This window comes from Bradyrhizobium sp. CCGB01 (assembly GCF_024199795.1).
In the GTDB taxonomy this organism is placed as follows: Bacteria; Pseudomonadota; Alphaproteobacteria; order Rhizobiales; family Xanthobacteraceae; genus Bradyrhizobium.
Map to the genome: position 1 here is coordinate 4,517,098 of NZ_JANADK010000001.1, position 16,860 is coordinate 4,533,957.

Sequence of the window (16,860 nt, forward strand, 5' to 3'; positions counted from 1 at the left end):
TTTTTGTTTGACGGGCGCGTCGGACTGGCGAATGAGTCCGGATAGGGCGTGCCGTCCTTGTGCACGAAGCGGCCATCGGAATTGATGGCGCGAAAATTAAAGTACCGTTGTCTTGTCGGCCTGCGCGGTTCCCATTCGTCTTCCACCCAGACGGACCTGACGGGAGACCAATATGAACGCTTCCTCCTATCGCTGGGTGATCGTGGCCGCGGGCGGCTTGCTCGGCTGCGTCGCGATCGGCGGCATGTTTTCGCTCCCGGTGTTCTTGCAGCCGATCGCAAAAGACACCGGATGGTCGGTGACAGGCATCTCCAGCGCGATGACGATCGGCTTTCTGGCAATGGCTTTCACCAGCATGGCCTGGGGCACGCTGACGGACAAATTCGGGCCGCTGCCGGTGGTGCTGACGGGATCAGCGGTGCTGTCGCTCAGCCTGTTCGCCGCGAGCCACGCGACCTCGCTGCTGGCGTTCCAGTTCGTGTTCGGCCTGCTGGTCGGCGCCTCCTGCGCGGCGATCTTCGCGCCGATGATGGCGACCGTCACCGGCTGGTTCGACACCCATCGCAGCCTTGCGGTGTCGCTGGTGTCGGCCGGCATGGGCATGGCGCCGATGACGATGGCGCCGCTCGCGGCCTGGCTCGTCTCCGGCCACGACTGGCGCACCTCGATGCAGATCGTGGCGCTGGTGGTCGGCGCCATCATGATCCCGGTCTCGTTCCTGGTGCGCCGTCCGCCCGCGCTCGCGCATGCCGTGGCCGCACCAATGGGCGAGGGCGGGCCGCAAGGGGAGATGTCGATGGGGGAGGCGCTACGCTCGCCGCAATTCATGATCCTGCTCGCCACCAATTTCTTCTGCTGCGCCACCCATTCCGGCCCGATCATCCACACCGTCAGCTATGCCGTGAGCTGCGGCATCCCGCTGATCGCGGCGGTGACGATCTACAGCATCGAGGGTTTTGCCGGCATGGGCGGCCGCATCGCCTTCGGGCTGCTCGGCGATCGCTTCGGCGCCAAGCGTGTGTTGGTGACGGGCCTGTTGTTGCAGGCGTTCGGCGCGCTCGCTTATGTGTTCGCGCAGCAGCTCGCGACGTTCTACGCGGTCGGCGCCGTGTTCGGATTCATCTATGCCGGCACCATGCCGCTCTATGCCGTGCTGGTGCGCGAAAACTTTCCGCTGCGCATGATGGGCACGGTGATCGGCGGTACGGCGATGGCCGGCAGCCTCGGCATGGCGACCGGCCCGCTCGCCGGCGGCCTGATCTACGACGCGTTCTCCAGCTACGCCTGGCTCTACATCGCCTCCTGGGCGATGGGCCTGGGTGCCTTCCTGATGGCGATGAATTTCAGGCCGTTTGCCAAGCCGCAAGGGGAGACGGCGGCGGCGACGGCGTGATCTTGTAGCCCGGATGAGCGAAGCGACACCCGGGACAGTGCTCGTGGCATCCCGGATGTCGCTGCGCTCATCCGGGCTACGGCACTTTCAGCTGCGCCTCGATCGCGGCCTTGTCGACCACCGACCACACCTGCCAAATCCTATCCTCGCGAAACTCGTAGAACACGTTCTCGCAGAAGGACACGCGCTTCCCGTTGACGGCAAGTCCCAGAAATGTCCCGACCGGCGAACAGTCGAACTTCAGCCGGGCAGCAATGTTGGGCGGATCGGAGATCAGCAGCTCGATGTCGAAATGCAGGTCCGGAAGCTCGCGAAAATCCCGCTCCAGCATCGCGCGATAGCCTGACAGCCCGAGTGGCCGCGCATTGTGGGCGACGTCGTCATGCACGAACTGCCCGAGCGCCGGCCAATCCTGCCGGTTCAGGCAGGCGATGTAATCGCGGTAGATGCCGGCGAGGTGGTCTTTGGTCATATCGAAGCTCCCAAGGCTTCGATGATAACGCGGAGGAGAGGAGGTGTGGCTCAGCTCACAGCCGTTTTTCGAAGAATAGATCCGGGTAGGGATCGTCGTTGAAGCGCGGGATCTCGGTCCAGCCCGTGGTGCGGTAGAGCTGGCCCGCTTCGGGGAGCGCACTGTTGGTGTCGAGCCGCAGCAGCGCGATGCCAAGCTCGCGTGCGGCGTCCTCGGCCGCGTCCATCAGGCGCCGGCCGAGCCGCAATCCGCGCGCGGCGGGGGCGACCCAGAGACGCTTGATCTCGGCATAGCCGCGATCCGTTCCCTTCAGTCCGACGCAGCCGATCGGGAGCGTGTCGGACATCGCGACGATGAAGGTGCCGCGCGGCCGGCGCATGTCTTTGGCATCGGGATCGCGCGACAGCGACACGTCAAAACCCTGCTTGAAGCGGGCCGAGCTCGGCATAGTACGCGCCGAGACAATGGCGGGCCTGTTCGCTTTGCGGATCCATCTCGTCCAGCGTGACCCGCTCGCGCGTCAGCGCTGAGGCGATCAGGTCCATCGCCGCCAGCAGCGCCTCGCGCTGCGAATGTTGCGACAGGAGGCCTTCGGCCTGCGTATTCGAGAGCGCCTCGTAGGCTGCGAACTCGCGCCGGCCCGCCCGCGTCAACGTCGCCACACGGCGGCGCGCATCGTTCTCATGCGTCGTGGTTTCGACCAGGCCTTCGTCCTCGAGGCTGCGGAGCAACCGGCTCATCAGTCCGGAGTCGAGGCCGAGATAGTCGCGGATCTCGGCGACATCCGAGCGCCCATGCCCGATCGCATTGAGCACGCGCGCTGCACCGAGCGGCCGCCCGCGTCCCAGGAACGAATTGTCGAGCGCGCCGACGGCGGAGGTCACGGCACGGTTGAAGCGGCGGACGCGGGAGACGGGGTCGAGCATATATCTGACTTTAGTCAGACATCGTGCGGGTGTCAATCGAAACGGCCGGTCTCACTTCACCGGCGTCAGCAGCGGCCTGTTCTTCTCGACGATATAGGTCGCAAGCTCGCTCGCGGTGTCCTGGCCGACGTTCTTCGCCGCATGCACCCTTCCGGCGGGGATGAACAACACGTCGCCCGCCTTCAGCGTCACCGGCGGCTTGCCGTCGACGTCGTATGCGATGGCGCCCGCCAGCACGTAGATGATCTCTTCGCCGGGATGGGTGTGGCGGCCGAACGCCGCGCCGGGGGCAAGGTCTACGCGCACCTGCACGGCCTCGCGCCCGGGCGCGCTGAGATCGTGGCGCTGAAGGTCGGTGCGCGTGACACCGGCCGGCTGCGCCGCTGCCGGCAGCGTGAGAAGGTTGGTGGCGAGCACGGCTGCGCTGGCGAGAAGGCGCACGGCGTGCAACGAACGGTGGCTCATGGTCGACTCCTTGTGAGCTCTCGATTGTCGGCACCGCGCGGGCCCGGCCGATGTCCGGCCGGTCCGCGTCGGGTGGGAAGGGTCAGGCGAGGGTCGTGGTCACCTCGATGTTGCCGTGCACCGCCTTGGAATAGGGGCAGATGCCGTGGGCGGCCTCGATCAGTTCCTGCGCCACGGCGCGGTCGACACCGGGCACGCTGACGTCGAGCCGGGCGCGGAGGAAGAAGGCGCCATTGGCGTTGTTCAGGTCGATCGCGGTGTCGACCGAGGGCTCGCTCGGCAGCTTGACCTTGCGCTGGGCCGCGGCGAGTCCGAGCGCGCCGAGATAGCAGGCCGACCATGCGGCGGCGAACAGGTTTTCGGCGGCCGGATGCGGCTGGGCCAGCTTGATGTCGAGAGAGCCGTCGCTGGAGCGTGCGGCGCCGTCGGCGCCGGAGGTGACGTGGGTCTTGCCCGTGAAGAGAAGCTTCGCAGCGGATGACATGACGATATCCTTTCGAAATTGATTTGCATCGTATCCGATCTAATCGGATGCGATGTGAAATAAACTCGTCTCAGTCGGCGGTCAAGCTCTTCCGATTTAATCGGATACGATTTATATCGGTCGGCGGATCACGAATTGCGGAGGTTCCGATGGCCCGTAATGCCAAAGCTGCCGGCAAAGGCCGAAAACTGTCGAATTTCCTGTGCTTTGCCGTCTATTCGGCCAATCTGGCCTTCGGCCGCGCCTACAAGCCGCTCCTCGACAAGGTCGGGCTGACCTACACCCAGTACATCGCCCTGGTGGCGCTGTCGGACGAGGACGAGCTGACGGTCAGCGCGCTGGGCGAGAAGCTGTTCCTGGAATCCAACACGCTGACGCCGATCCTGAAGAAGCTCGAGCAGATGGGGTACCTCAAACGCCACCGCGATCCCGCGGACGAGCGGCAGGTGCGGGTGAGCCTGACGCCGGCGGGACGAAAACTGATCGAGCAGGACCTCGGCCAATCCGTGATCGAGGCGACCGGCCTCGGCGACGATTTTCCGGTGGTGCAGACGACGGTGAGCCGACTGCGCGACAATCTTCTGCGCAACACCAGGGCCGGAGAGAAATCTTGAGGCGCGGCGCACCGGCGCTTGCGCTCACTCCAGTCCCAACACCTTGCGCGACTTGCGCGTGAGCTTCGTAACGATCAGCGCGTGCGCCTGAACGAGATAGGCCGTGAGCTCGGCATCGGACAGCGCGCTGTTGCTGACGAGCTGCACCCATTTGGCGCGCGCAAGATACGGCGCTGGTCGCGCGATTCCTTGCTCGATCAGCATTCCATAAGCCATGTCCGAGGCCTTGAACATGTAGCCGCCGGAGCCCGCGGCAAAGCCGCCGCCGAGTGCGAACATCTTGCCGCCGACCTTGAACACGGAGGTGCCTTCCCACTGCACGACCTTGGTGGCGGCGGGAAGGCGCAGGCAGCGTGCTTCGAATGTCTTGGGTGTCATGCGATCGCGACCGAGACGCGGGACGAGCCTTTATGGCAGCATGCGGGTTCCAACCAGGGATGAAGGCCATGTCGCGCGTTTCGATCAAGACCAGGGACGATTTGCCGGAGGCGCTGAGACCGCTGTGGGACAAGATGACAACCTACGGTGCGTTCGAGAACCAGGCCGGCGTCATGGCGCATCGGCTGCCGATCTTCAAGCACATGTGGTCGCTGCTGGTCGACCTCGCCAGCGAAGGCATGGTGTCGAAGCGCCATCTCGAGCTCGCGCTGGTCACGGTCTCGCTGCTCAACAAATGCGATTATTGCGTCTCGCACCACGCGCCGAAGCTCGCGGTGCAGGGCGTGTCGGAGCAGGGCGCCGCGCGCCTCGTCGACTACAAGGATCATCCCGAGCTCGATGAGCTGGACAAGCTCGTCGTTGAATACTCCATCGCCGTCACCAACAACTGGAACAAGACCCGCGACGAGATCTTCGCCCGCCTGCGTGCACACTTTTCGGAGGCGCAGATCGTCGAGCTGACCTGGCGCATCGCGCTGTGCGGGGCCTTCAACCGCTTCAACGACATTCTTCAGCTCGAAGTCGAGCAGGGCGTCCCCCACAGCGAAGCCGCCGAGTAGCGCCGCGCCGGCGGTGCCGGTCTTTCGCCCTGCGCCGGCGCCAGAGTGCCCGATCACAGGTTTGTGGGTTGCAGTCGGTCTATCGCAAGCTATATCGTAAGATATATTTTACAGAAGGACGTACGATATGCACCACGGACGCGACCACAGGGACTTCCATTTTGGGCATTTCGCCCATTTCGCCATGGGCCGGCACGGAGGACGGCACCGCTTCGGCCGCGGCGGACATGGCTTCTTCGGCGGCGGCCCGGGCGGGGACTTTCCCGGCGCCAGGCGGCTGTCCTCGCAGGACCTCCAGTTGGTGATCCTGGCGTTGCTGACCGAAAAGCCGGCCCATGGCTACGAGCTGATCAAGATCATCGAGGAGCGGTCCGACGGCTTCTACACGCCGAGCCCGGGCGTGATCTATCCGGCGCTGACCTATCTCGAAGAGGTCGGCCACAGCAGCGTCGCGCAGGATGGCGGCCGCAAGCTCTACAGCATCACGCCGCAGGGCGAGGCACATCTCGCCGAGAACCGCGCAACCGCTGACGCGATCCTGCAAGCGCTGTCGCGGATCGGTCGCCGCATGGACGAGGTGCGCGAGGCCTTTGCCGGTGTCGGCGATCTCGATGCGGGTGCATCCGACGAGTTGCACCGCGCCCGCCACAATCTCAAGCGCGCGCTGCGCTCCCGGCACGGCAGCGACTCCGCCGAGGCCCGCCGCATCGCTGCGATCCTGGATCGTGCCGCCGCGGAAATCCTCGGCAAGTAACGGGCCGGCAAGTAACGGGCCGGCAAGTCACCGACCGGCAAGTAACTGACCTGGAAGTGAGACAACGCATGAATGATCGGCCCCACAGCCCGATTCAGGATCCCCGCATCAACGCCGTCCTCGCGCGCCTGCAAGGCGCGCGGCAGCGGCCGACCGGCGGCGGCCCGCGCAGCGCCTTCAACAGCCGTGATCCCCACGCCTATGCAGAGCAGGGCTTTTCGATTCATCCCGAGCAGGGCGAATTGATCTACCTGCTGTGCCGTGGCCTGCGCGCCACGCGTGTGGCCGAGTTCGCCACCTCGATCGGAATGTCCACGCTGTATTTTGCGGCCGCCATCCGCGACAATGGCGGCGGCACCGTGATCGGCTCGGAGATCGTGCCGGCCAAGGTCGAAACCGCCAGGCGCAATCTCGCGGAAGCGGGCCTTGCCGACTATGCCGAGATCCGCGAGGGCGATGCGCGGCAGACGCTGCGCGATCTCGGCGGCCCCGTCGATTTTGTTCTGATCGACGGCTGGCCGGGCGAGGCGGGCCCGTCGCTGGCACGCGAGGTGATCGAGATCGTCGCGCCGCAGCTGCTGGTCGGCGGCTACGTCATGAACGACAACGCCGAGCCCGACTATCTCGCCTTCATCCGCGATCCCCAAAACGGCTTCGTGTCGATGACGCTGCCGCTCAAGGGTGGCACGGAGCTCAGTCTGAAGGTGAAGTGACCGACGCGCCGGAATCGCTGGCACGATACGCGTCGGGAACGACGAACACCTCGTCGGCGCGGCCATAGCCGCCGTCGCCGACTTCCTCGATCAGCACCATCGTGTGCGGCCGCGCCGCCTCGCCGAAATAGTCGACGAACAGCGCGGTGAGGCGGTGCACGATCTCGGCCTTTTGGGGCCGCGACAGCGCAGCCTGCGGGATCTTGATGTTGGCGAAAGGCATGATGGTTCTCCCCGTGTGAGGCGTCAGATCACGCCGCCATTGGCGCGGATCACCTGGCCATTGACCCAGCCGCTGTCGTGTCCCGCAAGGAAGGCGACGACGCCGGCGATGTCGTCGGGCTGGCCGAGGCGGCCGAACGGGTTCATGGCGGCGGTCGCGCGCACCTGCTGTTCGCTCTTGCCCTCGAGGAACAGCCGGGTTTCGACCGGCCCGGGCGCGACCGCGTTGACGGTGATGCGGCGGCCGCCAAGCTCCTTGGCGAGGATGTGCGTCATGGCCTCGACCGCGGCCTTGGTCGCGGCGTAGACGCCGTAGCCGGGCTGATAGAGGCCGATGACGCTGGACGAGAAGCTGACGATACGGCCACCGTCGCGCAGCCGCAGCGCCGCCTCGCGCATGGACCGGAACACGCTGTCGAGGTTGATCGACGTCTGTCGCGCGAACGCTTCGTCGGTCACCTCAGCGAGCGGCCCGAGCTCCATCACGCCGGCATTGTTGACGAGGATGTCGACGCCGCCGAAGCTGCGCTCGGCCGCATCGAACAGCCGCGCCGGCGTTGCCGGATCGGCCAGATCAGCCTGGACAGCGAGGGCGCGTCCACCGGCGGCTCCGATCTCGGCAACGAGGGTCTCGGCAGCCGCTTGGCCGCTCGCATAGTTGATCGCAACCGCGATTCCGTCTTGCGCCAGCCGGCGGGCGATCGCTGCGCCGATGCCGCGGGAGCCGCCGGTGACGATGGCGGCGCGCTGATGTTGGTTGGTCATGGCTGATATCCTCGATGTCTGTGCCGGGAGAATAGCCGGTCGCTATGGCCGGATAATCGCGTAGGACTTGCCATCACTTGTCGGCTGTGGTGAACAATCGATCATGGATCGCTTTGACGCCATGCGCCTGTTCGTCCGTCTCGTCGAGCGGCAGAGCTTTACGGCTGCGGCGGCTGATCTCGGCATTCCGCGCTCGACCGCGAGCGAGGTGTTACGTGGCCTCGAGGCGCGTCTGGGCGCGCGGCTGCTTGAGCGGACGACGCGGCACGTCACGCCGACGCTCGACGGTGAGGACTACTACCGCCGCTGCGTTGCCATTTTGGCGGAGGTCGAGGAAGCGGAAGCTGCCATGCGCGATGCGCAACCGCGCGGCCTGCTGCGCATCGATGCGCATCCCTTGCTGACCCGCACCTTCATCCTGCCGCACCTGCCGGATTTCCTGGCGCGTCATCCGCAACTCGAATTGCAGATCGGGCAGGGGGACCGGCTGGTTGATCTCGTGCGTGAGGGCATCGATTGCGTGATCCGGTCGGGCGAGCCCGAAGACAGCGGCATGATCCTGCGCCGCCTCGGCACGATCGCGGAGATCACGGTGGCGAGCCCGGCCTATCTCGCCAGCCATGGCATACCCGCGACGCCTGATACGCTCGACGGGCATCAGATGGTCGCATTCGTCTCCTCGCGTACCGGCGATGTGCTGCCGCTGGAATTTTCCGTCGCCGGCGCGCTTCGCCACATCGTGTTGCCGAGCCGGGTTCGCGTCAACAATTCCGACACCATGGCCGATCTCGCACGGGTCGGCTTCGGCCTCGTGCAGGCGCCACGCTATCGCTTCGCGGACGATCTCGCCAGCGGCGCGCTGGTCGAGGTGCTCGCGGATTATCCGCCATCGCCGACGCCGCTCTCCGCGCTCTATCCGCAGAACCGCCAGCTCGCGCTGCGCCTGCGCGTCTTCCTCGACTGGATATCCGGTATTTTTTCTTCGGCGAAGCTGTGAGGGACGCGCGCTATTGCCACTCACTCCGTCATTGCGAGCGCAGCGAAGCAATCCAGACTGCTGCCGCGGAAAGACTCTGGATTGCTTCGCTACGCTCGCAATGACGATGTTGAAACGGACGTGCGCTTCTTTGTGAGTTGTGCCCGGGCGGCAGACCGTTACGATGCGCCCGCTTTCGTGGAACACGACGGTACCCATAGCCATCGGGAGGCGACATGAGCGGGCAGGAACGCAAAGTCAAAGGATCGGACCTGTTTGTCGCGGCGCTGGAGAATGAAGGCGTCGATCGCATCTTCGGTGTTCCCGGCGAGGAAAATCTCGACCTTGTCGAATCCTTGCGTACCTCCAAAATCGAACTGGTCCTGACCCGTCACGAGCAGGCTGCCGCCTTCATGGCCGCCACGCACGGGCGGCTGACCGGAAAACCGGGCGTGTGTCTGTCGACGCTCGGTCCCGGCGCGCTCAACCTGTCCACCGGTGCGGCCTATGCCCATCTCGGCGCGATGCCGATGATTTTGATCACCGGTCAGAAGCCGATCATGAGCAGCCGGCAGGCGCGCTTCCAGATCGTGGACGTGGTTGCGACCATGAAGCCGCTGACGAAGCTCTCGCGGCAGATCGTCAGCGCCTCGAGCATTCCGACCGTGGTCCGCGATGCCTTTCGCGTGGCGATGGAGGAACGGCCGGGGCCGGTGCATCTCGAGCTGCCCGAGGACATCGCGGGCGATGAAGTGCCCGCCGCCCCCGTGATCCCGGTCCATCCGATTGAAATTCCGGTGGCCCATCGCGCTGCGCTCGACCGCGCCGCCGAGATGATCCTGGCCGCAAGGCGTCCATTGGTGATGATGGGAGCTGCGACCAGCCGGCCGAGCTCGACTCACGGCATCGCCAGCTTCGTGCGGCGAACCGGCATTCCGTTTTTCACGACGCAGATGGGGAAGGGCACGGTGCCCGGCGGCACCAATCTCTACATGGGCACGGCGGCGCTATCCGAGCGCGATTACGTCCACGACGCGATCGACGCAGCCGATTTGATCGTCGCGATCGGCCATGACCCGGTCGAGAAGCCGCCCTTCATCATGGGACCGTCGGGGCCGAAGGTCATTCACGTCAGCTACACGCCGGCGAGCGTCGAGCTGGTCTATTTCCCGGATGCCGAGGTCGTCGGCGACGTCGGCCCGAGCCTGGAGCTCCTTGCCGACCGGCTCGAAGGCAAGCTGCCGCAGGCGGCCGCGCTGCTGCCGTTGCGCGAGGAGATCCTCAGGCACATCGCCGACCGCGCCACTGAGGCGCGCTGGCCGCCGACGCCGCAGCGAATCGTGCACGACATCCGCCAGGTGATTCCGGAGAACGGCATCGTCGCGCTCGACAACGGCATGTACAAGATCTGGTTCGCGCGCAACTACCGCACCCGCGTCGCCAACACACTCTTGCTCGATAACGCGCTGGCGACCATGGGCGCAGGCCTGCCGTCGGCGATGATGGCCGCCATGCTCTATCCCGAGCGCCGCGTGCTCGCGGTCGCCGGCGACGGCGGTTTCATGATGAACAGCCAGGAGATGGAGACCGCCGTCCGCCTCAAGCTCAACCTGGTCGTGCTGGTGCTCGAGGACAACGCCTACGGCATGATCCGCTGGAAGCAGGCTGTCGATCACTTTGCCGATTACGGCATGACCTTTGGCAATCCCGATTTTGTCCTGTACGCGAAGGCTTATGGTGCCAAGGGGCATCGCATCGAGAAGATCGACAGCTTCGGCCCGACTTTGGATGCCGCGTTCAAAGAGGGTGGCGTGCATCTGGTCGTGATCCCGATCGACTATTCGGAGAATGTGCGCGTGCTGGTCGACGAGCTGCGGGCGCACGAGAAGTCGAAGGCGTGAGTTTGTTCGAGCCTCTCGCCACACGCGTCATCGCGAGGAGCGTAGCGACGAAGCAATCCAGACCGTCTCCGCGGAAAGATTCTGGATTGCTTCGCTGCGCTCGCAATGACGGAGTATGCCGATCGGTCCAAATGCGATAACAATTTGCGTCAACATCATCGAACCAATTACGGGAATAAGACATGGCTCGCGTTCGCTGTATCACCGAGATGGGCATGGGCGTCGACGTCCACGGCAGGGACGCCACCAAGGCGGCGAAGCGGGCGGTGTCCGATGCCATCAGACATTCGAGTCTCGGTTTCTTCCGGATGATCGACAAGACCGCGAACGACATGTTCGTCGATGTCACGATCGCCGTGCCGAACCCTGAGGCGGTGGACAAGGAAGCCGTTGCCAAGGAGCTGCCTTACGGCACCGTGACCGTCACCGCGGTCAAGGGCGGGCTGGAGATCCCCTCGGCCACGGAAGTCGCCAACGACCCCATCCTCATCGCCAACGCTGCCGTCATCGTCAGCTTCGAGAAGGATTAGGTCCGGTGTCCGACAGCGATGTGGCGCTGCTGGATCGCCCGATCTGGAGCGCGCTGACGACCAGCCACCGGCACCTGGCGGAGGGCGGCCCGCAAGCACTGCGCTATCCCGTGGACATGACGCCGTTCGCAGACATGGTCGACATGTCCCCGGCAAGCTTTGCGGCGCTCGGCGAACTCATGTCGGGCTCGCAGGTCGCCGCATTGTTCACGCCGGAGCCGGTCGATGTCCCCGCCGGATTCAAGGTCGTGCTGGCCGAGACCGGGGAGCAGATGGTCGGCTCGCCCGCCGACAGTCCGCTGCGCGACGCCGAGATCGTCACGCTGGGAGCCGCCGACGTACCAGCCATGATGGCGCTGACGGAGCTGACCAAGCCCGGGCCTTTCGCCGCGCGGACGCATCAGCTCGGCACATTCCTCGGCATCCGCGCCGGTGGCGAACTGGTCGCGATGACGGGCGAGCGGATGAAGCCGGGAAAATTCGTCGAGATGACTGCCGTTTGCGTGCATCCCGACTATCGCGGGCGTGGCTACGCGCAGGCGCTGCTCGCAGCGGTCGCGCGCCGGATCGAGGCGCGCGGCGAAATCCCGTTCCTGCATGTGTTCTCGCACAACGCCTCGGCGATCGCGCTGTACGAACGGCAGGGCATGACGAACCGCCGCCGCCTGTACGTCACGGCGCTGATGAAGGCATGAGGGCCGCGCGGGCGACCTTCATTTTCTGCGAAAGCGCGCTATATCCGTCCCAACCATAATTGGGGGAAACACATGGACGCCAGGACGATTGATTTTTCCGCCGCACGGACGGCGATGCAGCGTTACGTCGATCAGGAGATCATTCCGGGCGTATCCTGGGCGGTGCTGCGCGGCCGCGACGTCGTCGATCAGCAATGCGTCGGCTTTGCCGACCGCGAGGCGAAGACGTTGCTGCGGCCCGACCATATCTTCCGCGCCTATTCCAACACCAAGATCTTCGTCACGTGCTCGATCATGCTGCTGGTCGAGGAAGGCCGCATCGGGCTCGATGACGCCGTCGAGAAATTCCTGCCGCAGCTCGGCAATCGCAAGGTGCTGAAGCAGGGCGCTTCGAGCCTTGCCGATGTCGAGCCGGCGAAGAGCCCGATCACGATCCGCCAGCTGCTGACCCACACCTCGGGCCTCAGCTACGGCATCTTCGATCCCGGCACGGTGCTGTTCAAGGGCTATAACGAGGCGGGCGTGCTCAATCCGCTGACGCCGCTGACCGACATGATCGACAAGCTGGCCGGTCTGCCGCTGTCCTATCATCCCGGCACGGGGTGGGAATATTCTGTTGCCACCGACGTGCTCGGCCGCGTCGTGGAGGTCGTCTCGGGCAAGTCGCTCGATGCCTTCTTCAAGGCTCGCATTTTCGATCCGCTCGGCCTGACCGATACCGGCTTCTACGTGCCGGAAGCACAGCAGGGCAGGCTGGTTGCGCTCTACACCGGCGCTGATGTGCTCGATCCGATGAAGCCGGGCCTGACCCGGGCCGACAATCTGCCTTACCCGCAGGCCTATCGGCGACAATTCCCGCGGCTGTCGGGTGGCGGCGGCCTGGTGTCGACCTTGCCCGACATGCTGGCGCTGGTACGCGCGCTGCTACCCGGTTCTGATGCGCTGCTGAAGCCCGACACGCTGCGGCAAATGATGACGAACCAGCTGCCCGCAGGCCAGACCATCCGCTTTGCCAATCTCGGGCCGATCCCCGGCAAAGGCTTTGGCCTCGGCGGCGCCGTCACTTTCGCGCCGACGCCGTTCGATCCCCCGAATTCGACCGGCGAATTCCAGTGGGGCGGCCTTGCCGGCACGCATTGGTGGATTTGCCCGCAAGCCAATACCGCGGGCGTGCTGATGGCGCAGCGTCATATGGGCTTCTGGAATCCATTCTTCTTCGAGTTCAAGCGCCTGGCCTATCAGGCCGTGGGAGGCTGACTGCGAAAAAATTGTCGGCGGCCGCGAATCCTTTCGGGTCGTCGCGCCCTCTTGATGGTCGAGGCAGTTTGCCTCGGCTCATCTCGGAGGATGTGATGGCATTTTACAGGAAGAACATCGGCGGCCTGCATCAGGCGGTGCGGGTCGCTGCGGGGATTGCGGTGGCGGTCGCGGCGTTCGTTTATCTCGCCGGCGCCGCGGCGTGGCTGGTGGCCCTTGGCGGCGCGGGCTTCGCGCTGACCGGCCTCGTCGGCTATTGCCCGATGTGCGCGATGGCCGGGATCGGTCGGGGAGGCGTGTCGTGAGCGCGGCTGCGATCTCGCCAAACCTGTTCGAGGCGGCACGGCTCGGCGACCCGCAGGCGATCGCCTCGCTGCTCGAGACGGCGCAGCCGGACATCCGCCGCTATGCGCGCGCGACCTGCCGAAGCTCGGCGGATGCCGAGGACGCGACGCAGGAGGCGCTGTGGATCCTGTTCCGTCATGTCGGCACGATCCGCTCGCTGCTGGCGTTTTCGGCCTGGCTGTTCAGCGTGGTCCGCCGCGAGTGTCTGCGGCTCGCCCGCAAGGCCGGCCTTGTCCCATCGATCGACGACGGCGAGGCCGAGGCCTTGCTGCTGTCGCGTCCCGAAGCCGATTTGCGGCTCGACGTGGCGGCTGCGTTCGAGGCGCTGCCGCCGCATTATCGCGATGTCGCGCTGATGCGCGACGTCAGGGAAATGACCATCGACGAAATCGCTGATGCACTCGGTGCGTCCAGGCAGACCGTGAAGGCGCGCCTGCACCGTGCCCGCGCCCTGATGCGCGAATATCTGACGAGATGAGACATGACCGATTATCAAAGCCGTGACGATCTGAAGTTGGTTCCCGGTTTCGTGGCGCTCGCGCCGGTCGAGGCCAACGCGTTCCTGGCCTTCAACCACGCGGTCGAGCGCAAGGACGGACTGATCCCGCCGAAATATCGCGAGCTGATCTCGCTCGCTGTCGCGCTCACCACGCAATGCGCCTATTGCCTCGACGTGCATACGGCGCGGGCAGCGAAAGCCGGTGCGACGCGCGAGGAAGTCGCCGAAGCCGCGCTTATTGCGGCGGCGGTACGGGCCGGTGGCACGCTTGGCCATGCGTTGCTGGCGCAGCGGCTGTTCGAGCGGCATCGGGGTGAAGGCACGGGATGAGTGAGTAGCGGTAGCGTGCCAAACTATCTCGGCCTTGATGGATTTCGGTTCGGTTGGGTCGCCGCGTGGATTGATGATCGCGGCGATCACGGTTTCGATTATTCGCCGGGCCTGACGCGCTTGCTTGCCCTGCCGCACGCGCGCGCGATGATCGACATGCCGATCGGATTGAAACCGAGCGGTTATCGGGTCTGCGACCTGCGCGCACGCGAGCTGATCGGCCCCGCCGTGTTCCTCGGCGCGCGCCGCGACCTCTGGACATTTCCCGACATCGCGGCAGCCAATCGCCACTACTGGCAGCATGAAGGCCAGGGCAGAGGCGTTTCTGCGCAGCTCTGGAATATCAGGGACAAGATCCGGGACGTCGACGAGATCATGACGCCGGCGCGGCAGGCCACGATCGGTGAAGCGCATCCGGAATTGATCTTCTGGAATCTGGCGGGGCGAGTCCGGCTTGCGCGGAAGACGTCTGCGGAAGGTCGCGCGCAGCGCATTGCGCTGCTGGCGCAACGCGGCTTCACGCGCTTGCCGAAATGGCTGACGCAGCGACATGGCACCGGCATTGGCCGGGACGATCTCATCGATGCCTGTGCCTGCGCCGTCGCGGCACGCGACAGCAATCAATGTGTCGGCGGAGAGGAGGATCCGCGCGGGCTGCGGATGGAGATCAATTACTGAGGCAGGGAGCCGGTGGCCCATTAGACGGGAAGAAGTGGCAATTTATTTGAAGCATGCAGGAACTGTCGATGCTCAGCCCGCGTTCCCCATGCGGACCGATGACGGAGAATCTCGTGCGATGAAGGATGCCAGTCAGCTCGCGACCGCGATGCTCGCGCTCGTTTTCACCGGGGCGCTGCTCGTCACCGGCCAGCTCTTCATCGAGCAACGCGCCCAGCGCGATATCGTGTACGCCACCAGCCATTTGCTGCGTCCCTTGTAGTCCGGCTTCGATGCGTGATCACTGCTCGGCCTTGCGCCGTTCGATGGCTCGCCTAGATTAGGCGGAGTTTCACGAACGAAGCCGGGGTCCCGATGTCTGATCTGTCCGCCTTTCCCATCACCAAGCGCTGGCCGGCCAGGCATCCGGAATTGCTTCAGCTCTATTCGCTGCCGACGCCGAATGGCGTGAAGGTTTCGATCATGCTGGAAGAGATCGGTCTGCCTTACGAGGTCCATCTCGTCGATTTCGGCAAGGACGACCAGAAGACGGCGGAATTCCTCTCGCTCAATCCCAACGGCAAGATCCCTGCGATCCTCGATCCCAACGGTCCCGGCGGCAGGCCGCTGCCACTGTTCGAGTCCGGCGCGATCCTGCAATATCTCGCGGAGAAGACCGGCAAGCTTTTGCCCGAGGACGCCGCGCGGCGCTACCAGACCATCCAGTGGGTGCACTTCCAGATGGGCGGCATCGGGCCGATGTTCGGTCAGGTCGGCTTCTTCCACAAATTCGCCGGCAAGGAGTTTGAGGACAAGCGGCCGCTGGAGCGCTATGTGGACGAATCCAAGCGGCTGCTCGGCGTGATGGAGACGCATCTTTCGGGCCGGCAGTGGTTCATGGATGATGACTACACCATCGCCGACATCTCCATGCTCGGCTGGGTGCGCAACCTCAACGGCTTCTACGGCGCCGGCGATCTCGTCGAATTCAGCAAGTTCAAATCGGTCGGTGCCTGGCTCGAACGCGGCCTTGCGCGTCCGGCGGTGCAGCGCGGGCTCAACATTCCGAAGCGGCCGTGAACTAGGTCAGCGCCTTGTGGGTCATGTAGAGCGCCATCAACGAGATGAGGGCGATCATGACCCGGCGCAGCACCGCTTTGCTGACGCCGTTCGCCGCGCGTGCCCCGAGATCGGTGCCGATCCAGAGCCCTGCCAGAATGCCGATGATGGCCGGCCAGCCGACCATCAAGCCCTTGCTCCAGTAGATCCAGGCCGCCGGAATGTTGGTCGGGATCACCGAAAAGACGAGGCTGACGAGTTGCGCCTGATGCTGCGGCACGCGCAGGCCGGCGGCGAGGCCGACGGTGATTGCGAGCCCACCGCCGATGCCCATGAAGCCGGAGGAAAATCCGGCTAGCACGCCGATGAGGAGCAGGGGTAGCCAGGGCAGTTGCTGCTGGTCACCCGACTCGCTGCTCCCGTCCTTGCGATCGCGGCGCAGGATTAGAAGCGCGATCAGCGCGGCGAGATAGATGACGTAAGTCCACTGCAGGACAGAATCGGGGACAGCCGCCGCGGCGTAGCCGCCGCAACCGCCGCCGATGAGAAATCCGATTCCGATCCAGACGATCCATTGCAACGGGCTGCGGTTGCCGCTCTGCCAGTAGCGGCGCACGCCGGCGAGGCCCGTCGGCGGGACCTGCGTGATCAGCGACGTGCCTTGCGCGACGTGCTGCTCTGCGCCGAGCAGCAGCACGCTGAAGATGACGAGCCCGCCGCCCGGGCTCGTCCCCATGAAACCCGATGTCAGTCCGCCGACGAGACCGACGCCGGCACCAGCGAGGAGATCGTGGATCCAGGACAT

General features: G+C 65.1%; 23 protein-coding genes and 1 pseudogene. 16 read left to right on the forward strand and 8 right to left on the reverse strand.

Going from position 1 to position 16,860, the window contains the following annotated elements:
- Positions 1-172 precede the first annotated feature (172 nt).
- On the forward strand, positions 173-1,393 hold the full coding sequence (locus tag NLM25_RS20585; protein WP_254138170.1) for an MFS transporter: 1,221 nt from the start codon (positions 173-175) through the stop codon (positions 1,391-1,393).
- Positions 1,394-1,469: 76 nt separating this feature from the next.
- Here the strand turns inward: NLM25_RS20585 and NLM25_RS20590 are convergent, their stop codons facing one another.
- From NLM25_RS20590 to NLM25_RS20605, 4 genes and pseudogenes are all read right to left on the reverse strand, one after another.
- A complete protein-coding gene (locus tag NLM25_RS20590) occupies positions 1,470-1,865 on the reverse strand; it encodes an ester cyclase (protein ID WP_254138171.1) in 396 nt (131 codons plus the stop codon).
- Positions 1,866-1,920: 55 nt separating this feature from the next.
- Positions 1,921-2,791 (reverse strand): annotated as a pseudogene (locus tag NLM25_RS20595) (GNAT family N-acetyltransferase).
- A gap of 51 nt (positions 2,792-2,842) precedes the next feature.
- The gene (locus NLM25_RS20600) at positions 2,843-3,256 is read right to left on the reverse strand and encodes a cupin domain-containing protein (protein ID WP_254138172.1); all 414 of its coding nucleotides are present in this window, start codon (positions 3,254-3,256) and stop codon (positions 2,843-2,845) included.
- Positions 3,257-3,338: 82 nt separating this feature from the next.
- Positions 3,339-3,740 (reverse strand): Ohr family peroxiredoxin, encoded by a 402-nt coding sequence (locus NLM25_RS20605; protein WP_254138173.1) that lies wholly within the window; start codon positions 3,738-3,740, stop codon positions 3,339-3,341.
- Positions 3,741-3,889: 149 nt separating this feature from the next.
- On the opposite strand from NLM25_RS20605, the gene NLM25_RS20610 reads away from it, so the two are divergent.
- Positions 3,890-4,354: a MarR family winged helix-turn-helix transcriptional regulator gene (locus tag NLM25_RS20610; RefSeq protein ID WP_254138174.1), complete on the forward strand. Its 465-nt coding sequence runs from the start codon at positions 3,890-3,892 to the stop codon at positions 4,352-4,354.
- A 24-nt stretch (positions 4,355-4,378) separates the two neighbouring features.
- Here NLM25_RS20610 and NLM25_RS20615 read toward each other — a convergent pair whose 3' ends face one another.
- A complete protein-coding gene (locus NLM25_RS20615) occupies positions 4,379-4,732 on the reverse strand; it encodes an MmcQ/YjbR family DNA-binding protein (RefSeq protein ID WP_254118672.1) in 354 nt (117 codons plus the stop codon).
- A gap of 68 nt (positions 4,733-4,800) precedes the next feature.
- Here NLM25_RS20615 and NLM25_RS20620 point away from each other — a divergent pair, with 68 nt between their 5' ends.
- The 3 genes from NLM25_RS20620 (at position 4,801) to NLM25_RS20630 (ending at position 6,819) form a co-directional block, all read left to right on the forward strand.
- Positions 4,801-5,352 carry a carboxymuconolactone decarboxylase family protein gene (locus tag NLM25_RS20620; RefSeq protein WP_254118673.1) on the forward strand — a complete coding sequence of 184 codons (552 nt, stop codon included), beginning with the start codon at positions 4,801-4,803 and terminating at the stop codon, positions 5,350-5,352.
- 127 nt (positions 5,353-5,479) lie between these two features.
- Positions 5,480-6,106 carry a PadR family transcriptional regulator gene (locus tag NLM25_RS20625; RefSeq protein ID WP_254138175.1) on the forward strand — a complete coding sequence of 209 codons (627 nt, stop codon included), beginning with the start codon at positions 5,480-5,482 and terminating at the stop codon, positions 6,104-6,106.
- A gap of 68 nt (positions 6,107-6,174) precedes the next feature.
- Positions 6,175-6,819: an O-methyltransferase gene (locus tag NLM25_RS20630; protein ID WP_254138176.1), complete on the forward strand. Its 645-nt coding sequence runs from the start codon at positions 6,175-6,177 to the stop codon at positions 6,817-6,819.
- Here the strand turns inward: NLM25_RS20630 and NLM25_RS20635 are convergent.
- The gene (locus NLM25_RS20635; protein ID WP_254138177.1) at positions 6,800-7,042 is read right to left on the reverse strand and encodes a 4-oxalocrotonate tautomerase family protein; all 243 of its coding nucleotides are present in this window, start codon (positions 7,040-7,042) and stop codon (positions 6,800-6,802) included. The genes NLM25_RS20630 and NLM25_RS20635 overlap by 20 nt on opposite strands.
- 23 nt (positions 7,043-7,065) lie before the next feature.
- Positions 7,066-7,806 (reverse strand): SDR family oxidoreductase, encoded by a 741-nt coding sequence (locus NLM25_RS20640; RefSeq protein WP_254138178.1) that lies wholly within the window; start codon positions 7,804-7,806, stop codon positions 7,066-7,068.
- A 103-nt stretch (positions 7,807-7,909) separates the two neighbouring features.
- Between NLM25_RS20640 and NLM25_RS20645 the strand changes: the two genes are divergently transcribed.
- The 11 genes from NLM25_RS20645 (at position 7,910) to NLM25_RS20695 (ending at position 16,076) form a co-directional block, all read left to right on the forward strand.
- Positions 7,910-8,803, forward strand: a complete 894-nt coding sequence (locus NLM25_RS20645; RefSeq protein WP_254138179.1) for a LysR family transcriptional regulator — start codon at positions 7,910-7,912, stop codon at positions 8,801-8,803.
- A gap of 215 nt (positions 8,804-9,018) precedes the next feature.
- On the forward strand, positions 9,019-10,683 hold the full coding sequence (locus tag NLM25_RS20650; protein ID WP_254138180.1) for an acetolactate synthase large subunit: 1,665 nt from the start codon (positions 9,019-9,021) through the stop codon (positions 10,681-10,683).
- Between the two features lie 182 nt (positions 10,684-10,865).
- A complete protein-coding gene (locus tag NLM25_RS20655; protein ID WP_254118679.1) occupies positions 10,866-11,213 on the forward strand; it encodes a Lin0512 family protein in 348 nt (115 codons plus the stop codon).
- A 5-nt stretch (positions 11,214-11,218) separates the two neighbouring features.
- Entirely contained in the window at positions 11,219-11,908 is a 690-nt protein-coding gene (locus tag NLM25_RS20660) for a GNAT family N-acetyltransferase (protein ID WP_254138181.1), read from the forward strand.
- Positions 11,909-11,980: 72 nt separating this feature from the next.
- Complete coding sequence (locus tag NLM25_RS20665; protein WP_254138182.1) at positions 11,981-13,165, forward strand: serine hydrolase; 1,185 nt, start codon at positions 11,981-11,983, stop codon at positions 13,163-13,165.
- 95 nt (positions 13,166-13,260) lie between these two features.
- Positions 13,261-13,470 carry a DUF2892 domain-containing protein gene (locus NLM25_RS20670; RefSeq protein ID WP_254118682.1) on the forward strand — a complete coding sequence of 70 codons (210 nt, stop codon included), beginning with the start codon at positions 13,261-13,263 and terminating at the stop codon, positions 13,468-13,470.
- The gene (locus NLM25_RS20675; protein ID WP_254118683.1) at positions 13,467-13,988 is read left to right on the forward strand and encodes an RNA polymerase sigma factor; all 522 of its coding nucleotides are present in this window, start codon (positions 13,467-13,469) and stop codon (positions 13,986-13,988) included. Before NLM25_RS20670 ends, NLM25_RS20675 begins: the two co-directional genes overlap by 4 nt.
- Positions 13,989-13,991: 3 nt before the next feature.
- Positions 13,992-14,339, forward strand: a complete 348-nt coding sequence (locus NLM25_RS20680; RefSeq protein WP_254138183.1) for a carboxymuconolactone decarboxylase family protein — start codon at positions 13,992-13,994, stop codon at positions 14,337-14,339.
- Between the two features lie 15 nt (positions 14,340-14,354).
- Positions 14,355-15,017: a DUF429 domain-containing protein gene (locus tag NLM25_RS20685; RefSeq protein WP_254141226.1), complete on the forward strand. Its 663-nt coding sequence runs from the start codon at positions 14,355-14,357 to the stop codon at positions 15,015-15,017.
- A gap of 118 nt (positions 15,018-15,135) precedes the next feature.
- The gene (locus tag NLM25_RS20690) at positions 15,136-15,279 is read left to right on the forward strand and encodes a hypothetical protein (RefSeq protein ID WP_254138184.1); all 144 of its coding nucleotides are present in this window, start codon (positions 15,136-15,138) and stop codon (positions 15,277-15,279) included.
- A 92-nt stretch (positions 15,280-15,371) separates the two neighbouring features.
- On the forward strand, positions 15,372-16,076 hold the full coding sequence (locus NLM25_RS20695; RefSeq protein ID WP_254138185.1) for a glutathione S-transferase family protein: 705 nt from the start codon (positions 15,372-15,374) through the stop codon (positions 16,074-16,076).
- A gap of 1 nt (position 16,077) precedes the next feature.
- On the opposite strand, the gene NLM25_RS20700 is transcribed toward NLM25_RS20695, so the two are convergent.
- Positions 16,078-16,860, reverse strand: coding sequence for a sulfite exporter TauE/SafE family protein (locus NLM25_RS20700; RefSeq protein ID WP_254138186.1), 783 nt, complete (start codon positions 16,858-16,860; stop codon positions 16,078-16,080).

Coding starts and splice junctions, on each gene's coding strand:
- NLM25_RS20585 (WP_254138170.1), top strand. CDS start 173: ATGAACGCTTCCTCCTATCGCTGGGTGATCGTGGCCGCGGGCGGCTTG.
- NLM25_RS20590 (WP_254138171.1), bottom strand. CDS start 1,865: ATGACCAAAGACCACCTCGCCGGCATCTACCGCGATTACATCGCCTGC.
- NLM25_RS20600 (WP_254138172.1), bottom strand. CDS start 3,256: ATGAGCCACCGTTCGTTGCACGCCGTGCGCCTTCTCGCCAGCGCAGCC.
- NLM25_RS20605 (WP_254138173.1), bottom strand. CDS start 3,740: ATGTCATCCGCTGCGAAGCTTCTCTTCACGGGCAAGACCCACGTCACC.
- NLM25_RS20610 (WP_254138174.1), top strand. CDS start 3,890: ATGGCCCGTAATGCCAAAGCTGCCGGCAAAGGCCGAAAACTGTCGAAT.
- NLM25_RS20615 (WP_254118672.1), bottom strand. CDS start 4,732: ATGACACCCAAGACATTCGAAGCACGCTGCCTGCGCCTTCCCGCCGCC.
- NLM25_RS20620 (WP_254118673.1), top strand. CDS start 4,801: ATGTCGCGCGTTTCGATCAAGACCAGGGACGATTTGCCGGAGGCGCTG.
- NLM25_RS20625 (WP_254138175.1), top strand. CDS start 5,480: ATGCACCACGGACGCGACCACAGGGACTTCCATTTTGGGCATTTCGCC.
- NLM25_RS20630 (WP_254138176.1), top strand. CDS start 6,175: ATGAATGATCGGCCCCACAGCCCGATTCAGGATCCCCGCATCAACGCC.
- NLM25_RS20635 (WP_254138177.1), bottom strand. CDS start 7,042: ATGCCTTTCGCCAACATCAAGATCCCGCAGGCTGCGCTGTCGCGGCCC.
- NLM25_RS20640 (WP_254138178.1), bottom strand. CDS start 7,806: ATGACCAACCAACATCAGCGCGCCGCCATCGTCACCGGCGGCTCCCGC.
- NLM25_RS20645 (WP_254138179.1), top strand. CDS start 7,910: ATGGATCGCTTTGACGCCATGCGCCTGTTCGTCCGTCTCGTCGAGCGG.
- NLM25_RS20650 (WP_254138180.1), top strand. CDS start 9,019: ATGAGCGGGCAGGAACGCAAAGTCAAAGGATCGGACCTGTTTGTCGCG.
- NLM25_RS20655 (WP_254118679.1), top strand. CDS start 10,866: ATGGCTCGCGTTCGCTGTATCACCGAGATGGGCATGGGCGTCGACGTC.
- NLM25_RS20665 (WP_254138182.1), top strand. CDS start 11,981: ATGGACGCCAGGACGATTGATTTTTCCGCCGCACGGACGGCGATGCAG.
- NLM25_RS20670 (WP_254118682.1), top strand. CDS start 13,261: ATGGCATTTTACAGGAAGAACATCGGCGGCCTGCATCAGGCGGTGCGG.
- NLM25_RS20680 (WP_254138183.1), top strand. CDS start 13,992: ATGACCGATTATCAAAGCCGTGACGATCTGAAGTTGGTTCCCGGTTTC.
- NLM25_RS20690 (WP_254138184.1), top strand. CDS start 15,136: ATGAAGGATGCCAGTCAGCTCGCGACCGCGATGCTCGCGCTCGTTTTC.
- NLM25_RS20695 (WP_254138185.1), top strand. CDS start 15,372: ATGTCTGATCTGTCCGCCTTTCCCATCACCAAGCGCTGGCCGGCCAGG.
- NLM25_RS20700 (WP_254138186.1), bottom strand. CDS start 16,860: ATGTCCTGGATCCACGATCTCCTCGCTGGTGCCGGCGTCGGTCTCGTC.